Raw genomic sequence first — 19,919 nt, 5'->3', positions numbered from 1 at the left:
AATAATCAAATGAATGTGAGTGAATTCTAGGCCAGGCTGGCGCCTCTAACCTATCGATTCCCCCGGCCGCCCCTGACGGAGGCCAGCCCTGAGAATCGGAGACAAGCCATGAGAATCGTCGACATCCGCGAGCAGACCCTGCCCATCAGTTCGCCCATCCGCAACGCCTATATCGACTTCAGCAAGATGACGCTGAGCCTGGTGGCCGTGATCACCGACGTGATCCGCGACGGCAAGCCGGTGGTCGGCTACGGCTTCAATTCGAACGGCCGCTACGGGCAGGGCAAGCTGATGCGCGAGCGGTTCATTCCGCGCGTGCTGGAGGCAGACCCGGATTCGCTGGTCGACGCCACCGGACGCAACCTGGATCCGCACAAGGTCTGGGACGCCATGTTCAAGAACGAGAAGCCCGGCGGCCATGGCGAGCGTTCGGTCGCGATCGGCACCATCGACATGGCGGTGTGGGACGCGGTCGCGAAGATCGAGGGCAAGCCGCTGTTCCAGTTGCTGGCCGAGCGCTACGGCAATGGCCAGCCGGATCGCCGGGTGTTTGTGTACGCCGCGGGCGGGTATTACCACCCGGGGCAGGACCACGCCAAGCTCAAGGACGAGATGCGCAGCTACCTTGATCGCGGCTATACGGTGGTGAAAAAGAAGATCGGCGGCGCATCGCTGGACGAGGACCTGCGCCGCATCGATTCGGTACTGAGCGTGTTGCAGGATGGCCAGAAACTGGCCGTCGACGCGAATGGCCGCTTCGATCTGGACACCGCCATCGCCTACGCCAAGGCGCTGTCGCAGTACGACCTCTTCTGGTATGAAGAGGCGGGCGATCCGCTGGATTTCGAGCTGCAGGCGACGCTGCGCAATTACTACGACAAGCCGATGGCCACGGGCGAGAACCTGTTCTCGATGCAGGACGCGCGCAACCTGATCCGCTATGGCGGCATGCGCCCCGACCGCGATTACCTCCAGTTCGACTGCGCGCTCAGCTATGGCCTGGTGGAGTACCTGCGCACGCTGGCGATGCTGCGCCAGCATGGCTGGTCGGCCAGCCGGTGCGTGCCGCATGGCGGGCACCAGATGTCGCTGAACATCGCGGCGGGCCTGGGCCTGGGCGGCAACGAGAGCTACCCCGACCTGTTCCAGCCGTTCGGCGGCTTCCCGGATGGCGTCAAGGTGGAAGGCGGCTACGTGACGATGCCCGATCTGCCGGGCATCGGCTTCGAGGGCAAGGCGGATCTCTATGCCGTCATGCGGGAGCTCTCGTCGTGAGTCCGGGCCCGGGAATCACCAGCGATACCGCAAGGTCGCCATGACCGTGCGTTCCGCGCCCCAGTAGCAGCTCACGGCCGTACCCAGGCAGTTGGCGACGTAGCGTTTGTCGAACAGATTGGAGACGTTCAAGGCCACCTGCGCGCCAGCGAGTGCAGGGCTGGCGCGGCCCAGGTCGTAGCGGATGGCGGCGTCGACCAGGGTGACGGCCGGAATGGCGTAGTTGTTGTTCAGATCGCCGTAAAAGCCGCCCCGGTACGTCACGCCCGCGCCCAGGCCGACCCCCTGCAACGGACCGTCGCGCAGGGTGTAGTCGGCCCATAGCGCCGCCTGGTGGCGCGGCACGAAGTTCAGTTGATTGCCGCGTTGCGCGGCAACGTTGCTCTGGGTGATCTCGCTATCGCTGAGCGCATAGGACAGGGTCAGGTCCAGGCCGTTGTCGAAGCTGGCCTTGCCTTCCAGTTCGATGCCTTGCACCTGCACCTGGCCGGTCTGCACGACAAAGCTGGTGTTGACCGGGTCCGGCGTGCTGACGTTGTTCTGGTTGATCTGAAACGCCGACAGCGTCACGAAGCTGGCGTAGCCGTTGGGCTGGAATTTCACGCCGACCTCATATTGTTCGCCGGTCGTGGGCTTGAGGGGCGAGCCGTCGCGCATGACGCCCGTCACGGGCTGGAACGATGTGGAGTAGCTCAGGTAGGGCGCCAGGCCGTTATCAAAGCGATACGTGACGCCGAGACGGCCGGTGAAACGGTTGGCATCGGCATCCCGGGAGGACCAGTTCCATTGGCCGGCGCTGCCGCGCGCGCCGGTGTCGGTCGTGCCGTCGGTCCAGTCGTAGCGGCCAGCGAGCGTAAGCAGCAGCCGGTCGAGTTCGATCTGGTCTTGCGCGTAGACGCCGATCTGGCTGCGTGTCATGTTGATCTTGGTGGCCGTGGGCGGGCGCGTTACCGACGCTCCGTACACGGGGTCGAAGACGTCGAACAGCGGATAGGCCGGGGGCATCATCAGGCCCAGGCTGCTTTCGTTGTAGCGCGATTTTTCCCGCAGATAATCCAGGCCCATCGTGAGGTCGTGGCGCGTCGGGCCGGCCGTGAATTTGGCATTCACCTGGTTGTCGATCTGGAACGCATGCGACGTCTCGGGGAAGGCCCAGGCGTAGCGGATGGCCTGCGTCTCCGACACCATGGCGCCGATCTGCACCCGGCGCGTGTTGGTGTCGACGTTGGTGTAGCGCGCGCTTTGCCGCAGGCTCCATGTGTCGTTCACGCGGTGGTCCAGCGTATAGCCGACCATGGTCTGTTCATTGGTGAAGATGTCGTAGCCCGGTTCGCCGACGAAGCGGTCGCGGGGAATGTAGCCGGCGCTGCTTTTCTCCAGTGTCCCGATGACCGGCAGCACGGGCGCGCCGCCGCCGCCGTGGCTGGTGATCTTCTGGTATTGCGCACTGATGTTCAGGCTGGTGTCGGACGATGGGCGCCAGGTGAAGCTGGGGGCGATGAACTGGCGGTCGTCGTCGACGTGCTGGTACTGCGTGTCGCTGTCGCGCAATGTGCCGGTCAGGCGGTACAGGAACTGGCCCGCCTCGTCGGCCGGGCCCGAGAAATCGAACGACCCTTGATACCGGTTGAAGCTGCCGGCCTGCAGGACCACTTCATTGAACGGTTCGGCGGTGGGGCGTTTGCTGGTCATGTTCACCAGGCCGCCCGGAGCGCTTTGGCCATACAGGCCGGACGAAGGCCCCTTCAGGATCTCGATCCGTTCCAGTCCATAGGTGTCGATGCGCGGCTGGGCATAGCCGCGTGCGCCGAAGGGCAGCAGCAGGCCGTCCAGATAGCGCGACGGGGTGAACCCGCGGATCGTCAGCCAGTCGTAGCGCACGTCGTTGTCGCCGTACTGGGCGAAAACCCCTGGCGTGTAGCGGACGGCCTGCGCAAGGGAAGTAACGCCGCGCTGGTCCATTTCCGTCCGGGTGATGACATTGATGGTCTGGGGTGTATCGATCAATGCGGCATCCGACTTGGTGCCGGATCGGCTGCGCGTGGCGACGTAATCGCCGCCGGACGTCGGCGAGGCGTCGGTCGTGCCCTGCACCAGGACCGGGGCCAGCGTGGAGACGCCCACCGAGGCAGAGGGAGCCGTTTGCGCGGCAACCGGCGCGGACGCGACCAGGGCTGCGAGCAATGCCAACGGGGGCGGCTTGACGGTAAAGGACACGTTGATACCTCTTGATCAATTTATAATTAACAAGAATCATTCCTGCGCGACGGCATGATTCCAGAAGAGCCGCCGCGTGTCTGACGATTTCCCGGCGCCGATTGACGGTTTTGCTGCACTTGGCGCGAAGCGCCTGTAATCCATGCCCGCCCGCGTCCCTGCGTCCTTGCCCGTTCTGCCTCTGCTCGATCCGTACACCGCGCCTGCCAAGCCCCACGAGTGGTGGCGCGGCACACTCCCGACGGTGCCTCAGACCGACGACTGGGAAAACGTCATCCAGTGCGTGCATCGCGTCGAGGAAGGCGTCAGCGTCGTGGTGCTGGATGGCTGCCCCTCGGGGGCGCTGACCCTGCCGGCGCCCGGCGCGCCGGTGTTCGGCATGCAGGTGTGGTTGGAGGGCGGCGCGATCCTGGCGCTGGACGGGGGCAAGCCGTTGAACCTGTCGGGCGGCGCGGCCTTGCTGTTCAACCACGAGCAGGCGGTGGGCTGGACCACGCATCTGTTTGCGAAGCAGCGGGTGCGAATGGTGGATATCCGCTTTACTCCAGACGCGTTGGCGCGGGCGGGCGATACGGCGCCCATCGCCCTGTTGCGGCAGCGGTTTTCCCACGATGTGAGTGTGCCGGCGCACGGTTCGCTGGTGGCCACGCTGGACGCGCCCGCCAGCCTGCTGGCGTTGGCTGGCGCAGTCTCCCGCGATGCGCCGTCGGCGCCCGAAGCACGTCGGCTCTGGTATCGCGCCAAGTCATTGGAAATGCTGGCGGCCTTCGTGCAACTGCTGTCCGTGCCCGAATTGCCGAAGAGCCTGGCCGGGCTGGAACATCGGCGGTTGCATGAAGCTTGTCTGCTGTTGCGCGAACGCTGTACGGAGCAATGGCCGCCTGGCCGCTTGGCGCGGATGGTGGGGTTGTCGGAAAAGCGCCTGCAGCAATTGATGCGGGAAACCGTGGGCCGATCGGTGCACGCGTACCTGAGCGACGTGCGGCTGGCGAGAGCCGCCGAATTGCTGCGCGGCGGCATGAGCGTGACGCAGGCGGCCGGGGATCTGGGGTATTCGAGCCTCAGCCATTTCAGCAAGATCTTCAAGGCGCGGTACGGCGCTTCTCCGCGGTCGTGGTGAGGGGACGGCACGGTCCGATACGTGGCATTTCCGAGTCAGACATAAATTGTTTCACTTTACTGGCTTGTGCTGTCTATCTAGTAGTAGGTAAGATTCATCCATCGACGCAGCGCACCCAACCAAAACCGCCCGGCGCCGAAACCAGAAATACAGTAGGACCGCTTTTTTATTTCCCTTTTGATCTACCTACAAGTAGATAGCTAACTGAAACGCACACTGCAACTTTCAACTCGGAGATTGACCATGAAGACCCTCGTATCCGCCCTGATTCTTTCCGCTTCCTTCATCGGCGCCGCCCAAGCCGGCGAACTGGACTATCCGCCCGCCCTGGACACGCACAGCACGGTCACCCGCGCCCAAGTGCAGCAGGAACTGGCTGAAGCCCGCGCCAACGGCGAACTGGTGTTCGGCGAAGAAGGCTACGCCGCCGCCCCGATCGCTCAGGCTGGCGACAAGACCCGCGCCCAGATCAAGCAAGAACTGGCCGCCGCGCGCGCCCAGGGCCTGACCGAAGGTGGCGAACTGGACTACCCGCCCGTCCAAGGCTGATTTTTTTCGACCTCTTATCTATCTATATATAGATAGCTTTAATCCGACCACGACGCATCACCCCTCACTTTCTGGAGAATCCTCATGAAGACCCTCGTTTCCGCCCTGATCCTTTCCGCTTCCTTCATCGGCGCCGCCCAGGCTGGCGAGCTGGACTATCCGCCCGCCCTGAACACCCAAAGCACGGTCACCCGCGCCCAGGTGCAGCAGGAACTGGCTGAGGCCCGCGCCAACGGCGAACTGGTGTCCGGCGAAGAAGGTTATGCCGCGACCGCATTTGCCTACGCCGGCGACAAGACCCGTGCCCAGGTCAAGCAGGAACTGGCCGCTGCCCGCGCCCAAGGCCTGACCGACGCCGGCGAACTGGACTACCCGCCCGTGCAAGGCTGAGCCAGATGGCAAGCGATGCGGACCCCGGGGGCGGGCTCGATCCCGGCCGGGGTCCGCAGGCAGTGTCGGGCGCCTTGAGCGGCCTTTTCGGCCAGGCCGATAAGGGACCGTCCCAATGACGAACCGATCTATTAGTAGGTAATATGCAGCCATGGATACCCCGACTTCCAACACCACTCGCGAACTGCTTCTGGCCCACGCCGAGAAGCTGATCCGCATGCGCGGATGCAACGGCTTCAGCTACCGCGACCTGGCTGAACATGTGGGCGTCAAGACGTCCAGCATCCACTACTATTTTCCCGGCAAGGACGACCTGCTGTATGAAGCGGTCGAGGCCTACAGCACGCGCGCGCTCGGCGCGGTGCGCGCCATCGATACGTCATTGCCGGCGCAGGCGCAGCTTGATAAATATCTGTCGATGATGGAATCGGCCGCGTGCGGTTCCGGTGAACTCTGTCTGGGCGGCATGCTGGCTGCCGACGTGATGAGCCTGTCCGAACGGGTGCGCGGCGCGCTGCAGGGGTTCTTTCGCGCGCACGAAGCCTGGCTGGCCCGCGTATTGGCCGAAGGCGCCGCGCAAGGCACCTTGAAGTTTTCTGGCACGCCCGACGCTGCGGGGCGGGCCGTGTTCGCGACGATCCAGGGCTGCCTGCTGGTGTCGCGCCTGTTCCAGCAGCCGCCCGCGTTGTGCGAGGCGATCGGCGCGCTTTACGTCGAATGCGACGGCAAGGCCGGGCACGAGGCCTGAGCGCCAACCGCTGCATTTCGCACGCTCCCTCACGGCCGCCTTGCCCACGCAGGCGGCCGTTGTCATTGGGCGCGCGCCGCGCGGGACGGCATTACGCCAGCGCGCGCGCCATGTCGGTGCTGGCGCGCTCCTGCACGCCCAGGTCCCGCATGCGTTGCAGGAAGGTTGCCTGCGCCTGGGCAAAGCCCGCGACGGGACTCATGCAGTCGGTCAGCAACACGATGCGCGACAGGTTGCCGCCGGGCAGGTGCTCGGCCAGGTGCTCGACCGTGGCCTTGACGCAGTGGCTGCCCGCTTCCCCCGCCACCAGGATCAGGTCGGCGCGGTCCAGCGAATCGAGCAGGCCGCGATTGAGCTGGCTGCGCGGGTCGTCGGCGTCGGGCACTTCGGCCATGAGCGCGCTGTAGTGTTCGGTCCAGGGATTGGCGCCCTTGGGCACCTTGCGCACGATGAACTGGCGCGCTTCTTCCCAGCGGCCGTAGGCGGCGCGCACGTCGGCATGCACGTTGTGCCCCCATGTGCCGATCTCGCAGTGGACCGGCCACGCCATCAGCGTGTAGCGCCCGCGGGCCTCGAGTTCGTCCAGGTACGCAAGCGTGCGCGGCAGATCGTCGTCGTGGCGCGGCACGAATTCGCCGGCGCGCAATTGGGCGGCCGTGATGGGGGTAAACGGCGCGACCGGGTCGCCATTGCCCGCGCGCCAGAAGGTCGGGTGCGCGATGTCCAGCCGATGGTGCGAATCCAGCGTGACCGTGATCGAGGTGAGCACGTGCGCCGTCGCATCGATAAAGCGCGCCAGCCGTTGCATGTCGGCGTGCGCGCCCGCGACCGGAAGCGCGGGCCGGTGGGCAAGGCCGGTGAGCGGATCCGCGGGCAGATACGTTTCGGGCAGGTCGCAGAAATCGTTCTGCGGGTCGACGATCAGCAGGTGTATGGAGCGCGGCATGGCATGACGGGAGGGTGAAGACCGGACTATAGAACGAGATCCCCGACCTTAGTGCACTTGGAACAGTTCGTCAGAACTGCAGGTCAGAACTGCAGGTCAGCACATCAGGTCAGAACAGCACGAGATGCTCTGCGCGGTCGGGAAGCTGGCGCAGCAGCGAGCGCCAGCGGCGCCAGAGGACGGCGGAAACGCCGATTGCGCCCAGGGGAATAAGAATCCACATGCCTTGCTCCTGTCAAGATTCGCACGATCGTGCGAAATTAGGGGAAAGAAAGGCCGGCGACCTGCCGGCACCGGCGGGGACCAGGGGCTACTCGATGGTCTTGAAGCTGCGATACGTGGAAATCAGCCGCTCGTAGGCGGCCTTGACGCGCTCCGGCGCCTTGGGGTCCCGCAGGAAGCGGGCGTCATGCATCAATCCGATCATCAGGCTGTAGATCTCGAATACGAGCTGCTGCGGATCCGTGTCCGGACGCAGATGCCCGGCCTCCAGCGCCTGGTCCACAGTGCGCACCATCGCCGCGCGCCAGCGCCTCAGGTTGTGTTCCAGCACCGAGCGCAGCGGGGAGTCGACGTCGTCGTACTCGAAGGCGCCGGCGACATAGATGCAGCCCGTCAGCGTTTCGACGTTGCTGGCGCGTTCGATCCACAGCGACACCAGGGCATTGAGGCGAGGCAGGCCGCGCGGATAGGCCATGGCGGGCGTGAAGACCGCCGCGACGAAACGCCGGTCGTATTCGTCCAGCACCGCCTGTTGCAAGGCTTCCAGGGAGCCGACGCGGGAGAATACGCCGCTCTTGCTGATGCCCAGCCGCTTGGCGACCTGGCCCAGCGAAAGGCTTTCCATGCCTTGCGCGGCCGCCATGTCCAGGGCCGTGTCCACGATGGCCGCGAAGGTCAGTTCGCTTTTTTCGGTTTTCGCTGTCATGCGGCGAATTTAGCACGACCGTGCGAAAACGACCGGGTTTTTAAATCGGGCCGCAACATCGGGCCAAAGAAAAAGCCGGACAGCATCGCTGTCCGGCTTGGCAGATCCCAATACGGGAGGGAAATCAGGCGCGCGCGGCCTTGTATTCCAGGCGGTACTTGTGCAGGAGGGGCTCGGTGTAGCCGTTGGGCTGCGTCAGCCCTTCAAAGACCAGCGCGCATGCGGCCTTGAATGCCAGCGACGTATCGAAGTTGCCCGCCATCGGCTGGTAGAGCGGGTCGCCCGCGTTCTGGCCGTCCACCACCTTGGCCATGCGCTGGAAGGTTTCCATGACCTGGTCGCGGTGGGTGATGCCGTGGCGCAGCCAGTTGGCGATGTGCTGGCTGGAAATCCGCAGCGTGGCGCGGTCTTCCATCAGTCCCACGTTGTGGATGTCGGGCACCTTGGAGCAGCCCACGCCCTGGTCGATCCAGCGCACCACGTAGCCCAGGATGCCTTGCGCGTTGTTGTCCAGCTCTTGCTGGATGTCGGCGGCCGACCACTTGGAGGGATCGCCGACCGGGACCGAGAGCAGGCCCTCCAGGAGTTCGTCGCGCACGCTGTCCAGCCGGGTGCGTTCAAGTTCCTGCTGGACCGCCTGCACGTCGATCTGGTGGTAATGCAGCGCGTGCAGCGTGGCGGCCGTGGGCGACGGCACCCAGGCGGTGTTGGCGCCGGCCTTGGGATGCGCGATCTTCTGCTCGAGCATCGCCGCCATCAGGTCGGGCATGGCCCACATGCCCTTGCCGATCTGAGCGCGGCCGCGCAGGCCCGAGTCCAGGCCCACCAGCACGTTGTTGCGTTCGTAGGCGGCGATCCAGGCGCTGGACTTCATGTCGCCCTTGCGCAGCATGGGGCCGGCTTCCATGCCCGAGTGCATTTCGTCGCCGGTGCGGTCCAGAAAGCCCGTGTTGATGAAGGCCACGCGCGACGCCGCGGCCTGGATGCAGGCCTTGAGGTTGACGCTGGTGCGGCGCTCTTCGTCCATGATGCCCATTTTCAGGGTGTGGCGCGGCACCTTGATCAGGTCCTCGACGCGGTCGAAGAGTTCGTTGGCGAACGCGGCCTCGGCGGGGCCGTGCATCTTGGGCTTCACGATGTACACGGAACCCGTGCGGGAATTGAGCTTGTTGTGGCGGTCATGCAGCGCGGCCAGGCTGGTGACGACGGCGTCCAGGATGCCTTCGGGAATCTCCTGGCCGTCGCGGTCCAGCACGGCCGGGTTGGTCATCAGGTGTCCCACGTTGCGCACGAACATGAGCGAGCGGCCATGCAGCTTCAGGGGCGAGCCGTCCGGACGGGTGTAGCGGCGGTCGGCGTTGAGCTTGCGGGTGAAGGTCTTGCCGCCCTTGGTGACTTCTTCGGTGAGGTCGCCCTTCATCAGGCCGAGCCAGTTGCGGTAGATCTGCACCTTGTCGTCGGCGTCGACGGCGGCGACGGAGTCTTCGCAGTCCATGATGGTGGTGAGCGCGGCTTCGACCACCACGTCCTTCACGCCCGCCGCGTCCGTGCTGCCGATGGGGCTGGCCGGGTCGATCTGGATTTCGAAGTGCAGGCCGTTGTTCTTGAGGAGGATTGCCGTGGGGGCGGAGGCGTCGCCCTGGTAGCCGACGAACTGCGCGCCGGACTTCAGGCTGGTGGCGCCGCTGGCGAGCGCCACGCGCAACTGGCCGTCTTCGACGGTGTAGCCGCGGGCATCGGCGTGCGAGCCCTGCGCCAGCGGCGCGGCGGTGTCCAGGAAGCTGCGCGCGCGGGCGATGACGGCTGCGCCGCGTTCGGGGTTGTAGCCCTTGCCGGTGTCGCCGGGCGTGGCCGGAATGGCATCGGTGCCGTAGAGGGCGTCATACAGGCTGCCCCAGCGCGCATTGGCGGCGTTCAGCGCGTAGCGCGGATTGGACATCGGCACGACGAGCTGCGGGCCCGCCTGCTGCGAGATCTCGGTATCGACGTTGTCGGTGGTGGCGCGGACGGACTCGGGCTGCGGCAGCAGGTAGCCGATGCCCTCCAGGAACTTGCGATAGGCGGCGGCGTCCGTGATGGGACCGGGATGGGCGCGGTGCCAGGCGTCGAGCTCGGCCTGCAGCCGGTCGCGTTCGGCGAGCAGGGCGCGGTTCTTCGGCGCCAGATCGTGCACCAGGGCGGCGAAGCCTTGCCAGAAGCCGTCGGCATCCAGGCCGGTGCCGGGCAGGGCTTCCTGTTCGATGAATTGACTGAGATCGGCCGCCACTTGCAGGCCGTGGTGCTGGGTGCGTTGAGTCATGCGGGTCTCTGGCGATGAATAGGGATGGCCGGCGCGGCGCGCCGGTCCAGGCGTGCTGACATCATCGTTCGCGTGCGCGTCGATGTCCATACGAAAACCCGCTGGTCATACCAGTTTATTCGCCCGCTGCCGGGCAAAGGTCCGATTTTTATGGTTTGATATCAGCCACTTACAGAGGCATGGCCACGTCCCGCGAGCGCGGGCCCCGCATGGTCATACCACTGGTCCGGAGATCGCATGCACGCGGAAACTGAAGAAAGGCCCCGCCAGGTGGCGGATGAAGTGGCTGAACGCATCGAGCGCCTGATTCTGGACGGCGTGCTCAAGGCCGGCCAGGCCCTGCCGTCCGAACGGCGCCTGACAGAAAAGCTGGGTGTTTCGCGCACGGCGCTGCGCGAGGGCCTGAAGCTGCTGCGCGCGCGCGAGATCATCCATACGGCGCAGGGCAAGGGTTCGTTCGTGGCGCGCATCTCGAAGGTCGATGCGGGGCCGTTGATGCACCTGTTCAATTCGCAGCCGCGAACCCTGTACGACCTGCTGGAAGTGCGGTCGCTGCTCGAGGCCGAATCGGCGCGGCTGGCGGCCATCCGCGGCACGGAAGCGGACTTCATCATGATCCGGCGCCGCTATGACGAGATGGTGTCGGCGCAGGGCGCGGCCACCGACACCGCCACGCACGCGCATCTGGACCATGCCTTCCACCTGGCCATCTGCGAAGCCTCGCACAATCCGGTTCTGGTGCACACGCTGCAATCGCTGACCGACCTGCTGCTGGGCTCGGTGTTTGCCTGCGTGAACAACCTGTACCACCGCGAACCCGAAAAGCGGCAGATCGACCGCCAGCACACGCGGCTTTTCAACGCGGTGATCGGACGCCAGCCCGAGCAGGCGCGCAAGGCCGCGGCCGATCACGTGGACAGCGTGCGCCAGAGCCTGGCCGATATCGAACAGGAAGAGCAGCGCCTGGTGCGCGCGACGCTGCGGCTGGAAGGCTGGACGTAGCATCGCGCGGCGCGCAGCGCCTGGAAGCGGCCGGCGGCCAGCGGTCAGCGGTCGGCGACCGCGCAACCGGCCAGCGCCAGCGGCTTGCCCGCGTAGATGCGGCCAAAGCGGTTGCTCAACAGCGCGTCCAGGCCGATGGCTTCCTGGCCCACGAACCCCTGCTGCGGCAGCACGCCCATGGCCACCAGATCCAGCGCCGCGCAGATGCCCGCGGCGGTCGAGAGCTGGATGGCGCTGAGGCGATGGCCATCGACTTCCGCGCCGAACACGCGGATCGGGTAGGACTCTTCTTCCAGGCGGCCGCGGCGGTAGCCGGAGGCCGACGCCTGGATGACGATCACGTCCTGTTCGGTGGTGGGAATGGCCGACTCGAAGATGTCCTTGAGCAGATCGCGACGGTCGCGCAGCCGCAGGTCATTGAGGAGCAGCTTCATGATGCTGCAGTGGCCGGGATAGCGCACCGACTTGTAATCCACATTGCGCGCGCGGCCCAGCAGCGTCGCGGGCAGGGTGCCCAGGCCGCCGGAGGTGTTGAAGGCCTCGTATTCCACGCCGTCCAGCGCGAAGGTTTCGTAGCCTTCCAGGGCGGGGACGCTGGTGAGTTGGCCGTCGACGATGGCTTCGCAGGGGTTGCAGTATTCGTTGATCAGCCCTTCGGTGCTCCACGTCAGGTTGTAGCGCAAGCTGTTGGAGGGATAACGCGGCAGGGCGCCCACGCGCATGCGCAGGTCCAGCAGGGTGTCGAAACGGCGCGCCAGCGCGTTGCCGACGATGCCGATGAAGCCTGGCGCCAGGCCGCATTGAGGCATGAGCACCGTGCTGACGCCTGTGGCCAGCGCCTGGATGGCATGGGTGCTGGCCACGTCCTCGGTCAGGTCGAAATAATGCACGCCGGCCTTCGCGCATAGGCCCGCCACCGCAATGGCGCGGTGAAACGGCAGCGCATTGACCACGGCGTAGGCGCCTTCGATGCACCGCGCCACGCTGGCGTCGTCGCCGATCTGGCGCGTTTCGCATCCCAGCTCGGCCAGCACCGCGAGGCGCCCGGCGTCCTGATCGGCGACCAGGACGGTGTAATCGCCGCTGCGTTCCAGCATCAGGGCGATGGCAAAGCCGATCTTGCCGGCGCCCAGCAGGACGATGGATTTGGTGTGCGTGGACATGGTGCTGCTCCTGCAATGTGAGGGAGGGAAGTGGCCTCATCCTATGCGGGAGCGCTGTCGATTTGTAGCTGCAAAAGTGTCGTAATGGCCTAAGTTGCAGGCGTTATGACCAAATCGAACGTCGAAACGTCAATGACAAAGCCCTCCGGCTTGTGGCCGGAGGGCTTTGAGAGGCAAATCGCGCCCGAGCGGGCGGTGCGATCAGCTGCCCATTTGGGGCGGGTAGTCCATGTTGCCGAAGGTCACCAGGCCTTCCGCCTTGGCCTGGGCCAGTTGCGATTCGACCTGGGCGCGGGTCAGCGACGTGGCGGTTGCCGACGCGGCGACGGGCGGGTAGTCCAGGTTGCCGAAGGTGACTTGGCCAGCGTTCTTGGCCTGGGCCAGGTCAGCTTGGACTTGTTGCGAGGACAGGCTGGACTTCTGCACGATCGGGGCGGGGTAGCCTTCTTCGCCGAAGGTGTATTGGCCCGAGGCCTTGGCTTGTTGCAGTTCGGCCTGGACCTGGGCGCGGGTGGGGCCCTGGTCGGCTTCGGCGGCTTGGGCGCCAGCGGCCAGAACGGACATGGACAACATCAATGCGGTAGCAAGGGTTTTCATGGCAGACCTCCGATGTCTTGTGAGCTTGGGATCCGAGCCGCTGGCCTGATTGCCTGGGGCTCGCTTGCTGTGTCCCGATGAGAGGCATTCTGTGCCTAATTACCCCTGGGATAAACCCTTATTCTCAGAAAACATCTTTCCAAAATCATGGCTAATCGATTTGAATTAACCATGTTGGCACCATGGATGGCGATATTTCCACCGGGTGACAGGTCATGTTCCTGGCCGACGCGGGCCGGCCAGGCGGCGGCGCGTATCGCGCCTTTTCAGCGGTTCAGCTCGGCCAATGCGGCGTCGTAGTCGGCCTGGGCCTCTTGCAGCTTGCGCTGCGCCTTGTCGATCTTGTCCTGCTTGCCCTTGGCGCGCGCTTCCTTCAGTTCCTCCTGCCGCTCGGCGACGTCGGCTTGCTTTTCGCGCACCTCGGCTTCGCGCTGCGATTGCAGGCGGCTGTCGGTGCAGTTGGCCTTGGCTTCGGCCAGCGCCTTGCGCAGGCCCGCCTCGCGGCGCGAATTGTTCTGCGCCTGGGCGGCGGCGATGTCGTTTTCGATGTGGCAGAACTTGGCCGCGCAACCGCGCAGCGCGGCGCAGTCGGAGGCGGCCTGTGCGGGCAGCGCGCCAAGCAGGGCGCACGCGGCGGCGGCGGCAGTCAGGGATTTGATCGTTGCGGGCATGCGGTGTCTCCGTGACGGTGGGGCGGAAGCACCATCATCCCCCGAGCGCGGCAGGCCCGCAAATGCGCCTCAGCGGATCAGCGCGCCCGCCAGCGCGGCCACGACCAGGAGGGCGCCCAGCCACAGATTGGCGCGAAACAGCATGAAATTGCGGTCGGGGCGCTGGATGTCGAAGACCTTCAGTTGCCAGGCGAGGTGCGCGGCCACGGCCGCCATCCCCACCTGATAGGCCCACGACAAGCCCATGGCATGGCCACCCCAGGCCCACAGCAGCACGGTGCCCAGGTAGAACCCGCCGATCCACAGCTTGCCCTGGTCGCCAAACCGCATGGCGGTCGAGTGCAGGCCCAGGCTGCGGTCGTCGCGCACGTCCACGTAGGCGTAGATGCTGTCGTACCCCACCTGCCACAGCACCGCGCCCAGCCACATGGCGATGGCAGCCAGCGGGACGTGGTTCTGCGTGTCGGACCAGGCCATCAGCATGCCCCAGTTGAAGCAGATGCCCAGCACCACCTGCGGCCAGTACGTGACGCGCTTGCACAGGGGATAGATGAAGACGAACGGCAGCACGGCCACGGCCAGCCAGCGGCTCATGTCGTTCAGGAAGAAGAGCAGCGACCCGCAGACCAGCAACTGGCCGAGCAGGAACCAGACGGCGTTCTTCATCGTCAACTGGCCGCTCGTCAACGGACGGAAGCGCGTGCGTTCCACGTGTTTGTCGAAGTTGCGGTCGCACATGTCGTTGACGGTGCAGCCAATGCCGCGCATCAGCAGCGCGCCCAGCGAGAACACGATGAGCCGCTTGAGGTCGGGCAGCCCGCCCGCCGCCTGCACCAGCGCGGCGATGGCCGGCAGCAGGGTCAGCCAGGTGCCGATGGGCCGGTCCAGCCGGCACAGGCGGGCATAGGGCCGCCACGACTTGGGCAGCCAGCGTTCGACCCAGTCGGTGAAGACGATGTCGCTGAGATCGGTAGGGGATTGTTGCGAAGCGCTCACTGTCACGGTCAGGAATCGGTCGGGAAAGCCGACAGCATAAAACAACGGCCGGGCATTGCGCCCGGCCGGTATGTGGTCAGGCGCCGCCGAAGCGGGCCTGCCTGGGCGGGAGCCTTACTCGGCCTTCAACAGCTTGCCGAGGATGGCGATGCCGGTGCGGATCTTGTCTTCCGGCACGGTGGCAAAGCTCAGGCGCAGCGTGTTGCGCTTGCCTTCGCCGCTGTAGAACGGCGCGCCGGGCACGAACGCGACGTTCTGGGCGATGGCCTTTTCCAGCAGCTTGGTGCTGTCGATGTGCTCGGGCAAGGTCAGCCAGATGAACATGCCGCCTTCGGGCTTGGTCCAGGTGACGGTGGCCGGGAATTCCTTCTGGATGGCGTCCAGCATGCAGCTGCCCTGGGCGCGGTAGATCTCGCGCACGTTGGGCAGGTGCTCGGCCAGGAAGCCGTCCTTGACGATCTCGTACACGGCCATCTGGGTCAGCGTGGGCGTGTGCAGGTCGGTGGCCTGCTTGGCTTGCACCAGCTTGTTGATGAGGGCGCGGCCGGCGGCGATATAGCCCAGGCGCAGGCCGGGGGCCAGCACCTTGGAGAACGTGCCCAGGCGCACGACGTTGGCGCCGTATTCCTTGGCCAGCGTGATCAGGCCGGGCTGCGGCTCGCCGGCGTAGCGCAGTTCGCCGTAGGGATCGTCCTCGACGATGGTCAGGCCCAGTTCGGCGGCGCGCTTGACCAGCGCGATGCGGCGCTCGAGGTTGAGGGTGCGGCCGGTGGGGTTCTGGAAATTGGGCAGGGCGTACAGGAAGCGGGCGCCGTCGGCCAGTTCGGGGGTGATGGCTTCGGGGATCAGGCCGCCTTCGTCGGTGGGCACCGGCACGAACTTGGGCTGGTACAGGCTGAACGATTGCAGCGCGCCCAGGTAGCTGGGGTCTTCGACCAGCACCTTGCTGTCCTTGTCGATCAGCACCTTGCCCAGCAGGTCCAGCGCCTGCTGCGAGCCGGACACGATCAGGACCTGGTCGGGCGCGACGTCGGCGCCGGCGGCGGTCAGGTCATCGGCGACCCACTTGCGCAGCGGCGCGTAGCCTTCGGTCGGGCCGTATTGCAGGGCCGCGCGGCCGTTGGTGGACAGGACCTTGTCGAATGCTGCTCGTACCACCTCTACCGGAAAGCCGCCCGGCGCAGGCAGGCCGCCCGCGAACGAAATGACTTCAGGACGCTCGGTTACCTTGAGGATCTCGCGGATGGCGGAGCTGGTGAGTTGCAGGGCGCGTTCCGAAAAGGAAAACGCAGGTTCGATAGGCTTGTCCATGGAGTGCTTCTTGATCAAGAAGGGTGGGTCGGTTGATGCGTTTGACAACAAAGTATTGTCCCACACGGTAACAGCCCGGCCCCTTTAACGGGTGGAACCCCTAAAATCACCTGCATCGATAACCGCCTGTACAGTTACATTTCCATGTTCGAAGCCGCTCCCATCGTCGCCGATTCCAAGGCTGCCCTGTACGCCGAACTCGCCGTCCAGGCGCGCGCCCTGCTGCAAGGCGAGCCCGACCGCATCGCCAATGCCGCCAACCTGAGCGCGCTGGCCTTCCAGGCCTTGCCCGACCTGAATTGGGTGGGCTTTTATTTCTTCGACGGCCAGGAGCTGGTGCTGGGCCCCTTTCAGGGCAAGCCCGCCTGCGTGCGCATCCCGCTGAACCGCGGGGTGTGCGGCGCGGCCGCCAGCCAGCGCCAGACGCAGCTCGTGCCGGACGTGCATGCCTTCCCCGGCCACATCGCCTGCGACGCGGCCTCGCGCTCCGAAATCGTGGTGCCGCTGGTGCACCGGGGCGAGCTGATCGGCGTCTGGGACGTGGACAGCCCCGTGCCGGGCCGCTTCGATGAAGACGACCGCAAGGGCATGCAGGCCCTGTGCGAGGTGTTCCTGGCCACGCTGGCCTGATCTTCGGGCCGGGCCGGTCGCCTGCCCGGATCCGCCACCTCGTTGACACCGCCGCGCGCGCCCGGTAGATTTCCGCAACCGTCGCCTCATCGCGCTTCGCCATTTCATGATTCCTCAGGCCCACCAGACTGCTGCACGTATCCGCGCCCTTGGCGTGGTGCTGGCTGCCGCCGGCCTGAAATCCAAAAAACAGCCGCTCATCTGACCGGAGCATGCTGTTCCGTCAGATGGGCGACGGAACAGCGGCCTCCTGGCGGCGCGTTTGCGCCTCCGCGCGCACCCCCTGACATCCCGAGCACTTCTGTACGGTCCCACCACGGTCCTACCGAAGGAGTGTTCTCATGCAATCACATCAATCTCTGTTCCAGGGCGTCTGGGTGCCGCTGGTCACGCCGTTTTCGGGCGGCGCGGTCGACGGCGGGGCCCTGCGCCGCCTCGTGCGGCACTACGCGGCCGCGGGCGTGGACGGGCTGGTCGTGTGCGGCAGCACCGGCGAGGCCGCCTCCCTGGACGACGCCGAGCAGCTTGCCGTGCTGGACGCGGTGCTGGCCGAAGCGGGCAGCCTGCCCATCGTCATGGGCCTGGCAGGCAATCACCAGGGACACGTGCTGCAGCGGCTGTCGGCGTTCGGCACCCGGCCGTTGGCCGGCATCCTGGCGCCCGCGCCGTACTACGTGCGCGCCGGCCAGGAAGGCGCGGCCGCGTACTTCCGCTGCCTGGCCGACGCCTCGCGCTTTCCGCTGGTGCTCTACGACATTCCCTACCGCACCGGCACCACGCTGGACACGTCGACCCTGCTGGCGCTGGCCGCGCATCCCAACATCGCCGCGATCAAGGACTGCGGCGGCTCCCTGGAAAAGACGGTGGCGCTGATCGCCGACGGCCGGATGAACGTGCTGGCCGGCGAGGACCTGCAATCGCTTTCTGTGCTGTGCCTGGGCGGAACCGGCATGATCGCCGCCGCCGCGCACCTGCGCCCCGACCTCTTTGTGGCCATGCACCGCGCGGTGCGGGACCAGCGGCTGGACGAGGCCAGGGCGCTGTTCCACGCGCTGGCGCCGGTGATCCAGCGGGTGTTCGCCGAGCCCAACCCGGGACCGCTGAAGGCCCAACTGGCGCGCCAGGGGCTGCTGTCGAACGAGCTGCGCCTGCCGATGCTGCCTGCCAGCGCGGCGCTCGGAGAGCGGCTGGACGCGGCCGTCACGGCGCTCGATCGCCAGTTTCCCGTGGCGGCAGCGACCCTGCGCGCAGCGTGAGCGCTTTGTGGCGTCCGGATTCAATTGGTAATAATTGACTCGCCCGGACGCTGACGGATTGCTTATCATGCGGCCATTCTTCAGGGTGAAACAAAACCTTCATGGGTCAAGCTTTCGAAGCCTTGTCCGCCTGGCAGGTGATGCTGGCGGGGCTGCTGTTCTTTGGCGGCATCTACCTGCTCTTTGGCGCGGCCACCTGGCTGCTGACCCGGCATGTCCTGCCGGCGCTCGGCCTGGGCCGCCCGCTCGACCCGCGTCCGCTGGCGCCGGGCCAGTTGCGGCGCGAGTTCGCGCAGTCCGGCTTGTCGATCCTGCTGTTCGGCACTGGCATGATCTTTCCGTGGGGCCTGCTGCAACTGGGTTGGGCGCGCCTGGACCCGGACGCGAGCGGGCTGCAGATCGTGCTGGAAATCCTGGCGCTGGTGGCCTGGAACGACGTGCATTTCTGGATCAACCACCGCCTGCTGCACACGCGGCTGCTGCGCCGTTTTCACCTGCCGCACCACCGCTCCGTCGTCACCACGCCGTTTTCGACCTACAGCTTTCATCCCATCGAGGCGCTGATGCTGGGCAACGTGATCCTGCTGCCCATGGTGGTGCACGACTTCAGCTTCTGGTCGCTGGCGTCGGTGCCGATCTTCAGCCTGTTCTTCAATTGCATCGGGCACGCCAACTACGACTTCTTCCCCAAGGTGTCGTACGCGCACTGGTTCGCCGCCAGCCGGCGGCATCATCTGCACCACGCCTGCTACAACGGCAATTACGGCTTCCAGTTCACCTTCATGGACCGCCTGTTCCGCACGCGGCTGGGCGCGCAGGCGGCGGAGCGCCAGCTTGACGCCTACCGGCAGCGCGAGCCGGGCGCCGGCCAGCGGGGCAACGCATAGTGGCGGCAGTCCTGGGTCGGCGCCGCGGACTGCCGGCGCTGCGCAACCGGCGCGACTGGCAGAGCCTGGCCTATCTGGCCGCGCTGCCCGCGCTGGCGGCGTGGCAATGGGTCTACGGGTTCTGGTGGCCGCTCTATGCGTTGATGCTGTTCCTGACGCTGGGCATCGGCGTCATCCATCACAACCACACGCACATCCGGATGTGGCGCGGACGGCGCGCGAACCGGATCACCGACTTCTGGATCACGCTGCTGCAGGGGCACCCCACCTTCGTGTTCTATCCGGCCCACGTGGCCAATCATCACCGCTACAAGCATGGGGCGCGCGACGTGGCGCGCACCTACCGTTTCGGCGGCGACACGAATCACCTGTGGGGTTATGTCATCCATCCCGTCCAGGCGGTCTGGGTGCTGTATCCGCTGTTCTTCGCGTGGCTGGGGCGGCTGCGCCGCCACTGGCCCGGCGCGTGGCGTTACTGCATGGCGCAGTACGGCGCGTGGCTGGGCCTGTGGGCCGGATTGATCGCGCTGAACCCGGTCAAGGCGCTGGTGTTCGTGATCGTGCCGCAGCTCCATGGCCTGCATTGGCTGCTGGCCACAAATTACCTGCAGCATGCGCACGCGGACGGCGGGCCCCGGCACGTGGCCGGCCTGAACTACGCGCGCAACTTCGAGGGCCTGGTCAACCCGCTGCTTTTCAATATCGGCCTGCATACCGCGCATCACGAGCATCCGCGCGCGCACTGGTCCGAACTGACCCGCCTGCACCGCGACCACTATCGCGGCCGCGTGCGAAGCGAACTGAATGAACGCGGCCTGACTCCCTACATGTTCCGCGTCTTCATCCTGGGCGCGTTCGTTCCGCGGTTTCGCAGCCGTTCCTGCATGGCGCCCGAGCACGTCCGCTAGCGCCGCATTGCCACCTTTCACCAGAG

Annotated in this window: 19 protein-coding genes; 10 read left to right on the top strand and 9 right to left on the bottom strand. The window is 66.0% G+C overall.

Translation table 11 applies throughout. The annotated features are described in order from the left end of the window. Positions 1 to 108: 108 nt before the first annotated feature. Entirely contained in the window at positions 109 to 1,275 is a 1,167-nt protein-coding gene (locus ACZ50Q_RS27685; protein WP_092579502.1) for a mandelate racemase/muconate lactonizing enzyme family protein, read from the top strand. 15 nt (positions 1,276 to 1,290) lie between these two features. On the opposite strand, the gene ACZ50Q_RS27680 is transcribed toward ACZ50Q_RS27685, so the two are convergent. Further along, positions 1,291 to 3,492 carry a TonB-dependent siderophore receptor gene (locus ACZ50Q_RS27680; RefSeq protein WP_464080111.1) on the bottom strand — a complete coding sequence of 734 codons (2,202 nt, stop codon included), beginning with the start codon at positions 3,490 to 3,492 and terminating at the stop codon, positions 1,291 to 1,293. Positions 3,493 to 3,658: 166 nt separating this feature from the next. Between ACZ50Q_RS27680 and ACZ50Q_RS27675 the strand changes: the two genes are divergently transcribed. From ACZ50Q_RS27675 to ACZ50Q_RS27660, 4 genes are all read left to right on the top strand, one after another. Further along, positions 3,659 to 4,612 (top strand): helix-turn-helix transcriptional regulator, encoded by a 954-nt coding sequence (locus ACZ50Q_RS27675; RefSeq protein ID WP_464080110.1) that lies wholly within the window; start codon positions 3,659 to 3,661, stop codon positions 4,610 to 4,612. A 243-nt stretch (positions 4,613 to 4,855) separates the two neighbouring features. Beyond that, the gene (locus tag ACZ50Q_RS27670) at positions 4,856 to 5,161 is read left to right on the top strand and encodes a DUF4148 domain-containing protein (RefSeq protein ID WP_076518356.1); all 306 of its coding nucleotides are present in this window, start codon (positions 4,856 to 4,858) and stop codon (positions 5,159 to 5,161) included. Between the two features lie 84 nt (positions 5,162 to 5,245). Further along, positions 5,246 to 5,551 (top strand): DUF4148 domain-containing protein, encoded by a 306-nt coding sequence (locus ACZ50Q_RS27665; protein WP_464080109.1) that lies wholly within the window; start codon positions 5,246 to 5,248, stop codon positions 5,549 to 5,551. 151 nt (positions 5,552 to 5,702) lie between these two features. Next, positions 5,703 to 6,299 (top strand): TetR/AcrR family transcriptional regulator, encoded by a 597-nt coding sequence (locus tag ACZ50Q_RS27660; RefSeq protein ID WP_092579494.1) that lies wholly within the window; start codon positions 5,703 to 5,705, stop codon positions 6,297 to 6,299. 91 nt (positions 6,300 to 6,390) lie between these two features. Here the strand turns inward: ACZ50Q_RS27660 and ACZ50Q_RS27655 are convergent, their stop codons facing one another. The 3 genes from ACZ50Q_RS27655 to ACZ50Q_RS27645 all read right to left on the bottom strand — a co-directional run bounded on the left by ACZ50Q_RS27655 (position 6,391) and on the right by ACZ50Q_RS27645 (position 10,472). Beyond that, positions 6,391 to 7,245: a cysteine hydrolase family protein gene (locus tag ACZ50Q_RS27655; RefSeq protein ID WP_464080108.1), complete on the bottom strand. Its 855-nt coding sequence runs from the start codon at positions 7,243 to 7,245 to the stop codon at positions 6,391 to 6,393. 310 nt (positions 7,246 to 7,555) lie between these two features. Next, the gene (locus ACZ50Q_RS27650; protein ID WP_076518360.1) at positions 7,556 to 8,173 is read right to left on the bottom strand and encodes a TetR/AcrR family transcriptional regulator; all 618 of its coding nucleotides are present in this window, start codon (positions 8,171 to 8,173) and stop codon (positions 7,556 to 7,558) included. A gap of 124 nt (positions 8,174 to 8,297) precedes the next feature. Continuing rightward, positions 8,298 to 10,472, bottom strand: coding sequence for a malate synthase G (locus ACZ50Q_RS27645; RefSeq protein ID WP_464080107.1), 2,175 nt, complete (start codon positions 10,470 to 10,472; stop codon positions 8,298 to 8,300). 237 nt (positions 10,473 to 10,709) lie between these two features. Here ACZ50Q_RS27645 and glcC point away from each other — a divergent pair, with 237 nt between their 5' ends. Then, the gene (gene glcC, locus ACZ50Q_RS27640; protein ID WP_464080106.1) at positions 10,710 to 11,474 is read left to right on the top strand and encodes a transcriptional regulator GlcC; all 765 of its coding nucleotides are present in this window, start codon (positions 10,710 to 10,712) and stop codon (positions 11,472 to 11,474) included. Between the two features lie 44 nt (positions 11,475 to 11,518). On the opposite strand, the gene ACZ50Q_RS27635 is transcribed toward glcC, so the two are convergent. From ACZ50Q_RS27635 to ACZ50Q_RS27615, 5 genes are all read right to left on the bottom strand, one after another. Beyond that, positions 11,519 to 12,637, bottom strand: coding sequence for a saccharopine dehydrogenase family protein (locus tag ACZ50Q_RS27635; RefSeq protein WP_076518362.1), 1,119 nt, complete (start codon positions 12,635 to 12,637; stop codon positions 11,519 to 11,521). Positions 12,638 to 12,838: 201 nt separating this feature from the next. Continuing rightward, on the bottom strand, positions 12,839 to 13,234 hold the full coding sequence (locus ACZ50Q_RS27630; RefSeq protein WP_092579486.1) for a DUF4148 domain-containing protein: 396 nt from the start codon (positions 13,232 to 13,234) through the stop codon (positions 12,839 to 12,841). 266 nt (positions 13,235 to 13,500) lie between these two features. Then, the gene (locus ACZ50Q_RS27625) at positions 13,501 to 13,905 is read right to left on the bottom strand and encodes a DUF1090 domain-containing protein (RefSeq protein ID WP_092579484.1); all 405 of its coding nucleotides are present in this window, start codon (positions 13,903 to 13,905) and stop codon (positions 13,501 to 13,503) included. A gap of 69 nt (positions 13,906 to 13,974) precedes the next feature. Next, positions 13,975 to 14,901: a 4-hydroxybenzoate octaprenyltransferase gene (ubiA, locus tag ACZ50Q_RS27620; RefSeq protein ID WP_076521890.1), complete on the bottom strand. Its 927-nt coding sequence runs from the start codon at positions 14,899 to 14,901 to the stop codon at positions 13,975 to 13,977. 114 nt (positions 14,902 to 15,015) lie between these two features. Beyond that, positions 15,016 to 16,212 carry an aminotransferase-like domain-containing protein gene (locus ACZ50Q_RS27615; RefSeq protein WP_076518365.1) on the bottom strand — a complete coding sequence of 399 codons (1,197 nt, stop codon included), beginning with the start codon at positions 16,210 to 16,212 and terminating at the stop codon, positions 15,016 to 15,018. A 144-nt stretch (positions 16,213 to 16,356) separates the two neighbouring features. On the opposite strand from ACZ50Q_RS27615, the gene ACZ50Q_RS27610 reads away from it, so the two are divergent. From ACZ50Q_RS27610 to ACZ50Q_RS27595, 4 genes are all read left to right on the top strand, one after another. Then, positions 16,357 to 16,842, top strand: coding sequence for a GAF domain-containing protein (locus ACZ50Q_RS27610; protein WP_092579480.1), 486 nt, complete (start codon positions 16,357 to 16,359; stop codon positions 16,840 to 16,842). A 341-nt stretch (positions 16,843 to 17,183) separates the two neighbouring features. After that, complete coding sequence (dapA, locus tag ACZ50Q_RS27605) at positions 17,184 to 18,098, top strand: 4-hydroxy-tetrahydrodipicolinate synthase (protein WP_464080105.1); 915 nt, start codon at positions 17,184 to 17,186, stop codon at positions 18,096 to 18,098. A 101-nt stretch (positions 18,099 to 18,199) separates the two neighbouring features. Next, positions 18,200 to 18,985, top strand: a complete 786-nt coding sequence (locus ACZ50Q_RS27600; protein WP_464080104.1) for a sterol desaturase family protein — start codon at positions 18,200 to 18,202, stop codon at positions 18,983 to 18,985. After that, the gene (locus tag ACZ50Q_RS27595) at positions 18,985 to 19,893 is read left to right on the top strand and encodes a fatty acid desaturase (RefSeq protein ID WP_464080103.1); all 909 of its coding nucleotides are present in this window, start codon (positions 18,985 to 18,987) and stop codon (positions 19,891 to 19,893) included. The genes ACZ50Q_RS27600 and ACZ50Q_RS27595 overlap by 1 nt, the downstream gene beginning before the upstream one ends. Positions 19,894 to 19,919 lie beyond the last annotated feature (26 nt).

The organism is Achromobacter sp. T5-5 (assembly GCF_055397965.1).
This window is presented reverse-complemented; position numbering and strand designations above follow the sequence as displayed.